9 protein-coding genes are annotated in these 11,204 nt (G+C 69.4%); 2 read left to right on the top strand and 7 right to left on the bottom strand.

Features of this window, described 5'->3' with window-relative positions; translation table 11 throughout:
* Positions 1 to 58 precede the first annotated feature (58 nt).
* From rplI to ACQ0O7_RS24910, 5 genes are all read right to left on the bottom strand, one after another.
* The gene (gene rplI / locus ACQ0O7_RS24930) at positions 59 to 508 is read right to left on the bottom strand and encodes a 50S ribosomal protein L9 (RefSeq protein ID WP_430784795.1); all 450 of its coding nucleotides are present in this window, start codon (positions 506 to 508) and stop codon (positions 59 to 61) included.
* Positions 509 to 522: 14 nt separating this feature from the next.
* Positions 523 to 762, bottom strand: a complete 240-nt coding sequence (gene rpsR, locus ACQ0O7_RS24925; RefSeq protein ID WP_007073789.1) for a 30S ribosomal protein S18 — start codon at positions 760 to 762, stop codon at positions 523 to 525.
* A gap of 41 nt (positions 763 to 803) precedes the next feature.
* Positions 804 to 1,406 carry a single-stranded DNA-binding protein gene (locus ACQ0O7_RS24920; protein ID WP_430784792.1) on the bottom strand — a complete coding sequence of 201 codons (603 nt, stop codon included), beginning with the start codon at positions 1,404 to 1,406 and terminating at the stop codon, positions 804 to 806.
* Positions 1,407 to 1,472: 66 nt separating this feature from the next.
* Positions 1,473 to 1,763 (bottom strand): 30S ribosomal protein S6, encoded by a 291-nt coding sequence (gene rpsF, locus ACQ0O7_RS24915; protein ID WP_014448192.1) that lies wholly within the window; start codon positions 1,761 to 1,763, stop codon positions 1,473 to 1,475.
* A 296-nt stretch (positions 1,764 to 2,059) separates the two neighbouring features.
* The gene (locus ACQ0O7_RS24910) at positions 2,060 to 3,127 is read right to left on the bottom strand and encodes a hypothetical protein (RefSeq protein ID WP_430784789.1); all 1,068 of its coding nucleotides are present in this window, start codon (positions 3,125 to 3,127) and stop codon (positions 2,060 to 2,062) included.
* 126 nt (positions 3,128 to 3,253) lie between these two features.
* Here ACQ0O7_RS24910 and ACQ0O7_RS24905 point away from each other — a divergent pair, with 126 nt between their 5' ends.
* Positions 3,254 to 4,030: a deoxyribonuclease IV gene (locus ACQ0O7_RS24905; RefSeq protein WP_430784787.1), complete on the top strand. Its 777-nt coding sequence runs from the start codon at positions 3,254 to 3,256 to the stop codon at positions 4,028 to 4,030.
* Positions 4,031 to 4,703: 673 nt separating this feature from the next.
* A complete protein-coding gene (locus tag ACQ0O7_RS24900) occupies positions 4,704 to 7,040 on the top strand; it encodes a hypothetical protein (protein WP_430784943.1) in 2,337 nt (778 codons plus the stop codon).
* Here ACQ0O7_RS24900 and ACQ0O7_RS24895 read toward each other — a convergent pair whose 3' ends face one another.
* Both ACQ0O7_RS24895 and ACQ0O7_RS24890 read right to left on the bottom strand, forming a co-directional pair.
* Complete coding sequence (locus tag ACQ0O7_RS24895; protein WP_430784785.1) at positions 7,041 to 8,567, bottom strand: glycosyltransferase family 87 protein; 1,527 nt, start codon at positions 8,565 to 8,567, stop codon at positions 7,041 to 7,043.
* A gap of 110 nt (positions 8,568 to 8,677) precedes the next feature.
* Positions 8,678 to 11,125: a transglycosylase domain-containing protein gene (locus ACQ0O7_RS24890; protein ID WP_430784783.1), complete on the bottom strand. Its 2,448-nt coding sequence runs from the start codon at positions 11,123 to 11,125 to the stop codon at positions 8,678 to 8,680.
* Positions 11,126 to 11,204: the final 79 nt, after the last annotated feature.

Raw genomic sequence — 11,204 nt, 5'->3', positions numbered from 1 at the left:
AAAGCAAGAGGCGCGCCGGGCACCGGGCCCGACGCGCCTCATGGCGTAGTCCGAAGAACTACTTGGCGGCCACCACGTTCACCGGGAACGTCGCGGTCACCTCGGGGTGGAGCTTGACCTGCACGTTGTACGAGCCGGTGGTCTTGATGTGACCGGGCAGCTCGAGACGACGGCGGTCGAGGGCCGGGCCGCCGGCGGCCTTGACCGCGTCGACGATCTCGGCCGGGGTGATCGAGCCGAACAGACGGCCGCCGTTGCCGGAGCGCGCCTTCAGCGTGACCTTGAGGCCGGACAGCTGGCCCTTGACCTCGTTGGCCTGGCCCAGGTCACGGATCTCACGGGCCTCGCGGGCCCGCTTGATGACCACGACCTGCTTCTCCGCGCCCTTGGTCCACTGGATCGCGAACCCCTGCGGGAGCAGGTAGTTACGGCCGTAACCGTTCTTCACCTCGACGATGTCGCCGGGGGTGCCGAGGCCGGACACTTCCTGAGTGAGGATGATCTTCATCTGGGTGTCCTCTCTCAGCGCGCCGTAGCGGTGTACGGCAGGAGCGCCATCTCACGCGCGTTCTTGACCGCGCGGGCGATCTGACGCTGCTGCTGGGAGGTCACACCGGTGACGCGGCGGGCACGGATCTTGCCGCGGTCGGAGATGAACTTCCGCAGGAGAGCGGTGTCCTTGTAGTCGATGTAGGTGATCCCGTCCTTGTCGAGCGGGTTCACCTTCTTCTTCGGCTTGCGAAGCGCAGCAGCCTTAGCCATTGCTCAAACTCCTGAATTGTGATCCTGAAAGCCCGGAGGGCTTAGAAGGGAGGCTCGTCGTCGAACGAGGAGTTGCCGCCGCCACCGCCGGAACGGTTGCCGCCGCTGGATGCCGGGGCCGCTGTCGCCCAGGGGTCGTCGAAGTCGTTGTTGTTTCCACCACGACCGCCACCGGAGTTGCCGGAGTTGCCCCCGAACTGCCGGTTGCCACCCCCGCCGCCACCACCGGAACCGAAGCCGCCGCCGGAGTTGCCGAAGCCACCCCCGCCGCCACCGGACCTGCTCGCCTTCTGCACCTTCGCCGTGGCGTAGCGCAGTGACGGGCCGATCTCGTCGACCTCGAGCTCGTAGACGGTGCGCTTCTCTCCCTCTTTGGTGTCGTAAGACCGCTGCCGCAACCGGCCCTGCACGATCACCCGGGCGCCGCGCTGCAGCGACTCGGTGACGTGCTCGGCGGCCTCACGCCAGACACTGCAGGTGAGGAAGAGTGGCTCGCCGTCTTTCCACTCGCCCGACTGCCGGTCCATCGTCCGCGGTGTCGAGGCGACACGGAACGAGGCAACGGCCGCACCGGAGTTGGTGTAGCGCAGCTCAGGGTCGTTGACCAGGTTGCCAACAACCGTGATTACGGTTTCTCCAGCCATGAAACTTCTCCTCGCCGCTCAAGTCGTTGACGCAAAGGGTCTCAGGACCCTCTGACAAAAAACGCCTCAGCGGGTCTCGGGACGGATGACCTTGGTGCGCAGGATGGACTCGTTGAGCCGGAGCTGACGGTCCAGCTCGGCCACGGCCTCGGGCGTCGCCTGCAGGTCGACGACCGCGTAGATGCCCTCGGCCTTCTTGTTGATCTCGAACGAGAGCCGGCGACGGCCCCAGACGTCGAGCTTCTCCACCGAGCCACCCGCGGTCCTGATCACGTTCAGGTACTGGTCGAGCGACGGTGCGACGGTGCGCTCCTCGAGCGAAGGGTCGAGGATCACCATGAGTTCGTAATGACGCAAGACGTTCTCACCTCCTGTGGGCTATGCGGCCACGGGATTTCCGTGGCAGGAGGTCTTGTGTCGTACGCAGAAGAAAACCGCGGGTCAGGTAGCGCCCACGGCGAACACACTGCGAACCGAGCCAGCATACCCAAGAGGGTCGCCACGCCCAAAAACGACGGCCCCGTCCGGAGACAGGGCCGTCGTCACGTAGAGCCGCGGGGCGTCCGGTCCGATTCGTTGGGTGGGACCTGGGGAGGAACGACCACACCGATGAGGTTGGACGCGTCCGCCCCGCGGAGCTTTCAGAAACTACCTTACGCCATATTTGTACGAGATGCACGTTGTGACACGATTGCCCGAATCGCGGCAGTTGCTACGCCCAGCACGCAGACCAGCGCGGTCAGCCCGAGCAGGCCCAGTGGGCGCCCGTCGTCGATCCGCCCGACCGCCGCCACCGGCTCGGCCGCGCTCAGACCCGACGGCTCGGCCGGCTCCGCCTCCCAGCCCGGGATCCGGGACAGCACCTCGTCCGTCTCGGAGATCTGCGGCACCGTGCCGCCCTGACCCACCCCGTCCCGCGCCGGGCCGGCCTGTGCCGCGATCGGCCCGGCACCCGGCGTGGCGGGCACCGTCGCCTTCCGGCCGCCCGGGGGCATGCCGGCGAACACCGGCGCACCGGTGGCCGTACTCCGCAAGGGTTTGGTCTTGATCTTGGAAGTGATGTCCCCCTGCGGCATCGCCTGCGCCGCGGTGGTCACCGTCTGCGCGGCGGTCGCCGGTCGCGATCCGGGCTGCTTGCGCGCTCCGCGCCGGGATTCCTTGCCGGTACGGGCGGGCCGCGCCGCCCCGGCGATCGAACCGGGCCTGGTGGAACCAGCGGTGGTACGTGCCGGAGCACCCGGAATCGCCGGCTTCGACATCGTCGCGACGGAACGGGAGCCACCACCCGGGGCGGCCGGCGCCGGCTCCGGCTCCTCCGCGGCAGCCGACGGGGACGCCGTCACCAGCACCGGCAGGGTGGTGTCGTCCTTGGACGCGCACTCCGGCGTCAGCAGCACCGGAGTGGCGCCCCGGCGGAAGACCACCTCGGCCGAACCGTCCGCCGGGATCGTCCCGCGCGGCGCGCCGGCCAGCCGCAACTGCGCGTCGTGCCCGGTCTGGTTGACCACCCGGACCACGCTGCCGGCCGGAACCGTCATCGTCTCGACGTTCGGCCGGGAACCGCACGACAGGCCCAGCATCCCGGCGCCGCCGAAACTCACCTGCCGTTCGTTCGACTCGACCTGTTCGGCGCTCGCCGTCCCGTTCAACAGCAGCGGCGCGCCGAAGATGAGACCGCTCAGCCCCAGCGCCGCCATCCGGTATCGGAACTGTCGCGACATGCCATCCCCCAGTTCACCGCCGATCGAGATCAGCGTTCGTCCAGCCAGATCACCGGGGGTAACGACGGGTGCACAAGCGCGGTGACGCGGCGGGAAACCGTCGTACCGGCGTCGTAGGCTCGTCCCATGCGCATCGGAGCCCACGTCGATCAAGCCGACCCGCTGGCCGAGGCCGCCGCTCGTGGCGCCGAGGCGGTGCAGTTCTTCCTGACCGACCCACAAAAGTACAATTCCCCCAAACCGCGTGAGGACGCCGCGCTGATCCGGGCCGCCGAGGTGGACGTCTACATCCACGCGCCGTACATCGTGAACGTCGCCTCGCCCAACAACCGCATCCGCATCCCCAGCCGCAAGCTGCTGATGGCACACGCCAAGGCCGCCGCCGAGCTGGGCGCCAAAGGGCTGATCGTGCACGGCGGCCACGTCGGCAAGGGCGCCGATCTGGCGGACGGTTTCACGAACTGGCGAAAGGCCTTCGAGTATGCGGAGAGCGACGGCGGACTGCCCCTCCCGATCCTGATCGAGAACACCGCGGGTGGCGACAACGCGTGCGCCCGCCGGTTCGACGACCTGGCCCGGCTGTGGGAGGCGGTCGGCTCGTTCGGGGCCGGGTTCTGCCTGGACACGTGCCATGCCTTCGCCGGCGGGGAGGACCTGCTCGGCATCGTCGACCGGGTCAAGGCGATCACCGGGCGGATCGATCTGATCCACGCCAACGACTCCAAGGGCGGATTCGACTCGGGCCAGGACCGCCACGACAACCTCGGCAATGGGAAGATCGACCCCGAGTTGGTGGTGGCCGCGATTCGCGCCTCCGGCGCTCCGGCCATCGTGGAGACACCGGGCGGGGTGGAGGGGCAGACCGCCGACATCGCCCTACTGCGGGAGCGGGCGGGCAACTGACGCACCGCCGCCGGGGAGGGTCATGACCGAGAAGCCGCAGCCGGCCTCACCCGCGCCGCCCGCCGCTGAGCGGCCAGCGCCGGAGAGCCCTGCCCCGGAGAGCCCTGCCCGGGAGTCGTCAGCGCCGCCGGCATCGGCCACCGCCGCTTCCCCCGCGTCCGTGACGGCGCCCTCCCCGGTGCCTGAGTCGGCGACCACCTCATCCGCCGCTTCATCCGGGGGTGCGGCCGGGGCGGCCGTGAGCGGACCCACGACCGGGCCGGCCGAAAGCAAACCCACAACCGGGCCAGCCGAAAGCGGGCCCACGACCGGGCCGGCCGAAAGCGGACCCACGGCCGGTTCCGGGGTTGCGGGGAAGCCCACTGCCGGGCAGCGCGGGGCACCGGGAGAGAAGCGGCGGCGTTTCACCGTCTTCTGGCGCAGAGCGGCGACGAATACCCCGCCATCGGCCGGCAGCGTCGCGCCAAACCCGAAAAATCCTAACAAGACGGACACGGCTGCGGGGGTGACTCCGCAGAGCACCGACCACGCGGTCGCGTCTGCCGGATCGACTCCACAGAAGACCGGTTCGGCACCCCAGCAGCGCAAGGCCCTGCCCACCGACCGGCCGGCCGGAGCGCCACCGGACCCGTGGACCACCTTCGCCAACACCCGGGACAAGGGGCCCGGCCGGATGCGGCGCGGGTTCCGGCGGCTCGGGCTCGGCCTGGTCCACGAGTGGGCGCTGGCCGCCTACGCCTCCTGCCTGCTGGCCGTGGCGATGACCTGGCCGGCACTGCGCTACCCGATGCACACCCTCCCGCAGGATCTGGGTGACCCGGCCCGGCAAGCCTGGCAGGTCGCCTGGGCCGGCCACATCCTGAGCAGCAACCCGGTCCGGCTCTGGCAGTCGAACGCGTATTTCCCGGAGCCGTTCAGTTTCGCGTTCGGCGACACCCTGATCGGATACGCCTTCGCCGGCATGATCGGCACCGGCCCGAGTGCCGCGATCCTCCGCTACAACGTGCTCTTCGTGCTGGCCCACGCCCTGCTGGTGTTCGGCGCCTACGTGCTGGTCCGCCAGCTCGGCGCCCGGAAGACCGGTGCGGCGGTCGCGGCGGTCGCGTTCGCCTACGCCCCGTGGCGGCTGGCGCAGGAGGGCCATCTCGACATCATCTCGGCCGGGGGCATCCCGCTGGCGCTGGCCATGCTCGCGCGGGCGCACGGATACTCACTGCGCCACGGCCTGCGCCCCGAGCGCCGGCACGCCGGATGGGCGGCGGGCGGATGGCTGGTGGCGACCTGGCAACTCATGCTGGGCTTCTCCCTGGCGATCCCTTTCGCGTACGTCCTGGGCCTGCTCCTCGTCGTCATCACGATCGCCGGCCTGTACCGCCATCTCCGCCGCGTCCTCTTCCAGCGCCCACCGAAACCGGCCGTCGGTTCAGCAGCGGTCCCCCGCGACGTCGGTGCCGGCTCATCCGCGTCGGGCTCGCCCGTGTCCGGCGCCGGTCCAACCGCTTCCCAGCCCGGATCCGGCGGCGGCCCGGCTCCGGCCACCACGAGCCCGGCCACAGGCACCGGTGCGGGTGCGGGCGTCGCACCCCCGGCTGGGCCGGGCTCGACCGCCGTCAAGGGCCTGACCGCGACCGCCGCCGAACCGGGGCTGGCATTGGCGTCGAGGTCGGTGGCCGGGCCCACCAGCGAGGCGGAGAAGGCCAACCGGATCGAAGCGGCCGGAACCCCGGTGAAGGGCACCACCGACATCCTGGAGAGCCCACGCCGGGAGCCGAAGGGCCGCCGCCGCTGGCTGCTGTTCGGCCCGCGCCGGCCGGTCGCGCCGACACCGGTGGCACCGCCCGGCCCGATCGCGGCGAACCCGGCCACATCGACCTCCGTGTCGTCCGGGGCGGCTGCCGCGGGCGCCACCACGCCGCCCTCGTCGCCCGCAACGAAGGACGGCAGAACCCCCTCGGCGACCGCCGCGAAAGGTGGCAGACCGCCGCGCCGGCGCCCGGGACCACCGCCGAGGCAGAAGGCTCCGACCGTCGCCTGGTGGCTGGTGGTGGTCAACGCGCTGGGTGCGCAGACGTTCATCGCGGTCGCCTCGGTGATCGCCCTGCCGTACGTCCGGGCGCTGAATCCGGGCTCGCGGATCGAGGAGATCACCTTCTTCTCGCCGCCGTTGCGGAGTCTGCTGATCGGGCCGGCCGAGTCGCGCGTCTGGGGTGCCGCGCACGCCACCCCGCGCGAGTCACTGGGCTGGGCCGCGGAGATGTCGCTGCTGCCGGGGTTCACGCTGTACGCGCTGGCCCTGGCCGGACTGTTCCTGTCGGTCTGGCCGTTCCGGCACCGGCTGCTGCTGGTCGCCGGTCTGACGATCGCGGTGATCCTGACTCTGGGCACGAACTTCTTCGGGGGTGAGTGGACCTACCTGCCGTTGTTCGGCCACTTCCCGGCCGCCTTCGACCAGCGGGTCCCGGGCCGGTTGATGCTCTGGGTGACACTGCTGCTGGCGATTCTGGCGGCGGGCGCCGTCGACGGCTTCGTCCGCCGTACCGAGAATTTCGCCGCGCAGCGGATCCCACCGTGGCCGGGGCCGTGGCTGCGGCTGGCCACGCTGACCCCGCTGCTGCTGGTCGCGCTGGAGGGGTGGAACGCGACGGCGCATCCGGTGGTTCCGGCACAGCCGGCCTCGATGCGTACGGTGCCCGGCCCGTTGCTGGTGTTACCCACCGCCGAGCTGAGCGACCAGACCGTGCAGTTGTGGACGACTACCCGGTTCCAGCAGGTCGCCAACGGTGGTGGCACGTTCGCCGCCCAGCAGCAGAACGAGTTGCGGGCCCGGGTGGCCAACTTCCCGGACGCCGCGAGCTCGGACTATCTGATCTCGATGGGGATCACCAAGGTGCTGCTGCTGCGGGATCTGGCCGAGGGCACCCGGTGGGAGGAGGCCGCCGACCGTCCGGTGGACAGCCTCGGCATCCGGCGTGAGGATCTGCCGGATGCCGTCGTCTTCTACCTGAACTGATCAGCCGGCCGGGGACACCGGCTCCGGCTCGCCCTTGTGGACGGTCGGCGGGGCGGGCGCCTCGTCGGTCGGGCCGAAGCCGAAGAAGCGGCGCAGCCCGGTGATCCACTGGTGTTCCGGCCCGTCGAGGGGCCCGGCGTCCGGGTCGGCGCCGTCGTAGGTCTTGCGCACGTCGTCGAGTTCCGGCCGCCAGATCTCGCGCACCACCAGGCCGACCAGGACGGCCACGGTGATCAGGCGGGCGGTGGAGGCGAGCACGAAGACGCCCTCGGGGATGACGGTCTTGCCACCGGCGCCGATCAGTTCGGCGTAGAAGGCGGCGAGGTAGCCGATCTCGGCGATGGTCCAGGCGATGATCGCGCCCCACTTGGGCCGGGCCAGCACGATCAGCGGGAGCAGCCAGAGCACGTACTGCTGGGACCAGACCTTGCTGAACAGCAGGAACAACGCGACGATCAGGAACGCCAGCTGGCTGAGCCGGGGCCGGCGCGGGGCGAGCAGCCCGAGCAGCAGGATCGCCAGGCAGGACAGGGCGAAGAGTGCGTACGACAGGTAGTTGAGTGTCGGGATGTGATCGCTGAGCCACTGGAACGGACCCTGGTCGCCGGCCGCCCCGGAGTTCCATTTGCCGTCCAGGTAGCGCCCGATATACCAGAACGTGCCCCAGTCGATCGGCCGCTCCGAGTTGAGCCGGAAGAACCGCAGCCAGCTCTCGTGCCACAGCACCATGACCGGCAGGTTGGCCAGCAGCCAGGTGACACCGGCGGCGATGAACGAGCTGACGAAGGGGCGCAGTCGCCCGGTCCGCAGGGCCAGGACCAGCACCGCGCCGAGGATGAACACCGGCCACAGTTTGGCCGCCGCGCCGAGGCCGAAGAACACGCCGGCCCAGATCGGATTGCGCCGCACCCACAGGTAGAGGCCGATCGCCCACAGGCCGATCGCCAGGAAGTCCCAGTTGATGGTGGCGGTGAGCAGGACGATCGGGGAGAGCGCGAGGATGGCCGCGTCCCACGGGCGACGGCGGCGCAGCGACAGCACCACCGCCACGGTGGCGAGCGCGAACAGCGACAGCACCAACGCGTTGATGTTGTAGAACCAGCTGCCCTGGTTGATGTCCGGGCGGGTCTCGCCGTAGGCGTGCACCGGCAGCCCCAGCACGCCCATGAAGTAGCCGGTGACGACCGGGTACTCGACGGGGTGGTCCTTGTAGGGAACCTTGCCCTCGTTGATGCCTTCGGCGTAGTAGAGCGCCAGCACGTCGGTGTAGCAGTACCGGGTGTACTGGGCGTTGTTCTGCCAGTTGCCGTCCATGCAGGGCGACTTCTGCACCCAGGAGAAGGCGAGGATCAGGCAGGCGAGGGCCATCACGATCCGCGGCGCGGTCCAGAACCGGCCCGGCCGGGCGTCCGGTGGCACGGCATGAGCGCCGAGTGGCCCGCCGATGGCTTGGGAGAGTCCCCGCACGAAACCGTCCGAGGTGGGGCTCGAGACGTCGGGCCGGTCGGTGGGCGGTAGGGCGCTCATGTCTTGGCATCATGCCGCATCGGTGGCCGTACAGGGTGACCGGCCACGTTCGACGCACGGAAAACGGCGCCCACCCTCAAGGGTGGACGCCGTTGTCTCAGTTCCGGACGTCAGTCCTCTTCTTCCTCGTCACCGCCGGGGCCGCCGATGTTGGGGAGGCCAGTGCCGGGGCCGCCGCCGTTGTTGCCACCGTTGTTGCCACCGTTGTTACCGCCGTTGTTGCCACCGGGGCCGCCGTTGTTGCCACCGTTGTTGCCGCCGTTGTTGCCGTTCTGGCAGCGGGGGTCCTCCGGCGCCACCTGGCAGAAGGCGTCGTTCAGGTCGTCCGGGGAGGGCGTCTCGACCACCGGCCGGACGCCGTTGCCCTTGTCGTCGCTACCGGTCTTGCCGCCTGCGGGGAAGGGCTTGTTATCCCACTTCATCGCCTCGGCGGCGGTGTCGAGGAATTCCTTCCAGATCGCCGCCGGGGTGCCGGAGCCGTACATCGGGCCGCCGCCGATCTCCTTGAGCGAGACACGGTTGCCGGCGCCACCGACCCAGACGGTCGCCGCGAGCTGCGGGATACCGCCGACGAACCAGGTGTCACCGTTCTCCGACTTGCCGTTGATCTCGATTTCCCAGGTACCACTCTTGCCGATCGACGGGCGACCACCGGCAAGCGACTTGCCGGCATTCTTCGGGATCTCTTTGAGCACGTCGGCCAGGCCGGCCATCTGCGCCTCGTCGAAGACCCGCTTGCCCTTCTGCGGCGCGGTGTAGACGACCTTGCTCTCACCGGTCTTGGAATCGCGGTGGCTGATCTTCTTGATGAAGTGCGCGTCGTGCCGGACGCCCTGGTTCACGATGGTGGCGACGCCCTGGGCGTGCTCCAGCGGGACCACGCGGTACTGGCCGAACGCGACCTCGTTGTCGAAGTTGTTCTTCATCTTGGAGCCGTTGGCGCTCTTCAGGTCGATCTTCTCGTCGCCGTCGGTCCACATGGTCTCGACGCCGGCGTCCCGCGCGGCCTCCAGGACCTTGTCCGGGCCGATCGTGTCGGCGATCCAGTAGAACGGGAAGTTGTACGACTTGATCGTGCTGAACCGCAGGTCACAGTGGGTGATCTTGCCGCCACAGACGTTGTTGTCCAGCTGCCCCGCGTTGCTGATCTTGTCGCCGTTGTTCTTCCGCTTGGTGCCGTCCCAGATCGTGTCGAAGGACATGTCCGCCTTCAGGCCGGCCGCCAGCGTGTAGATCTTGAAGGTCGAGCCCGGCGACTGCCCCGCGCTCTTCGGCACCCCGCTGCCGTCACCGGCCATGTAGCCGGCGTAGTCGGTACCGGTCGGGTTGTCGCCGCCGTAGTACCCCATCACCTCACCGGAGGTCGGGTCGATACCGATCACCGCGGCCTGGTACGTCTTCTTCTGGCCCTTCATCGGCGAGGTCTTGCTCAGTCGCGAGCCGGCCTTCTCCGCCGCGGCCTGGACCTTCGGGACGATCGTCGTGGTGACCGTGTACCCGCCCTTGGAGAGCATGTCCTCGGTGATGCCGAGCTGGTGCAGCTCGTACGTCACGTGGCGCATGACCATGCCGACCGGCTTGCCGTCGGTGCTGCTCGAACGGCTCTTCTTGGGGTCGTTGGCGGTCGGGTACTTCCGGGCCTCGTACTGCTCCTTCGAGATCGAGCCCATCTCGTACATCTTGCCCATGGTGTATTCCCACCGCTCCTGGGCTTCTTTGAGGTTGTTCGCCGGGTCGTAGCCCTTGTGGGTGTCGGTGGGGTAGGGCTGCTTGATGATCGAGGCGAGCACCGCGGCCTGCTCGACGGTGATCGGGTTCTTCGCGTCCTTCATCACCGAGGTGCCGAAGTAGCCGTTCGCCGCGGCCTCCACACCCAGCTTGCCCCGGCCGAGGTCGATGAAGTTCAGGTACATGCCCATGATCTCCGTCTTGGAGTACTCCGACTCCAGCTTGCGGGCGATCACCGCCTCACGGAGCTTACGGCTGTAGCTGATGTCCTTCTCGTCGGCGACGTGGCGGGCGTACTGCTGGGTGATGGTCGACGCACCCTGCAGCTCGCCACCGGTGAAGTTGTTCCACGCGGCGCGGGCGATGCCCTTCATGTCGATGCCGTTGTGGGTCCAGAAGTTGTTGTCCTCGGCGGCCGCGACGGCGTCCTGCATCACCTTGCTGATCTGGTCCGGCGGCACGTTGATACGTGTCGACACGGTCTGTTCCAGCACCTTGTTGTTCGAGGTGAGAATCCTGTTCATCTGCTCCTCGGCCTTGGCCTGAGGTAGCTTGATGTCGTCGAAGAAGTACGTGCCACCGACGATGCCGACACCGAGCATGATGACCAGCACGGCGGCGGCAGCGGTCAGGATGTTGGCACGGCGGTACTTCTTGTCGGCCTTGCTGCGGGGCTTACGGCCACCGGAGCCACCCGACCCACCGGATCCGCCACCACCGCCTCCGGGCGGTCCACCCGGCCCGGCCGGTCCACCCGGTGACACCGAGGCCCGGCCACCGACGGCCGCGGCACCCACCGAGGCACGGCCACCGACCGGGGCCGCGCCCACCGAGGCACGGCCCGGCGTCGCGGAACCCACCGACGCCCGGCCTGGGCTCGCGGAACCCACCGAGGCGCGGCCTGGGCTC

Source organism: Actinoplanes sp. G11-F43, assembly GCF_050589265.1.
In the GTDB taxonomy this organism is placed as follows: domain Bacteria; phylum Actinomycetota; class Actinomycetes; order Mycobacteriales; family Micromonosporaceae; genus Actinoplanes.
The sequence above is the reverse complement of the archived record's forward strand: the minus strand, read 5'-3'. Positions and strand labels throughout refer to the sequence as shown.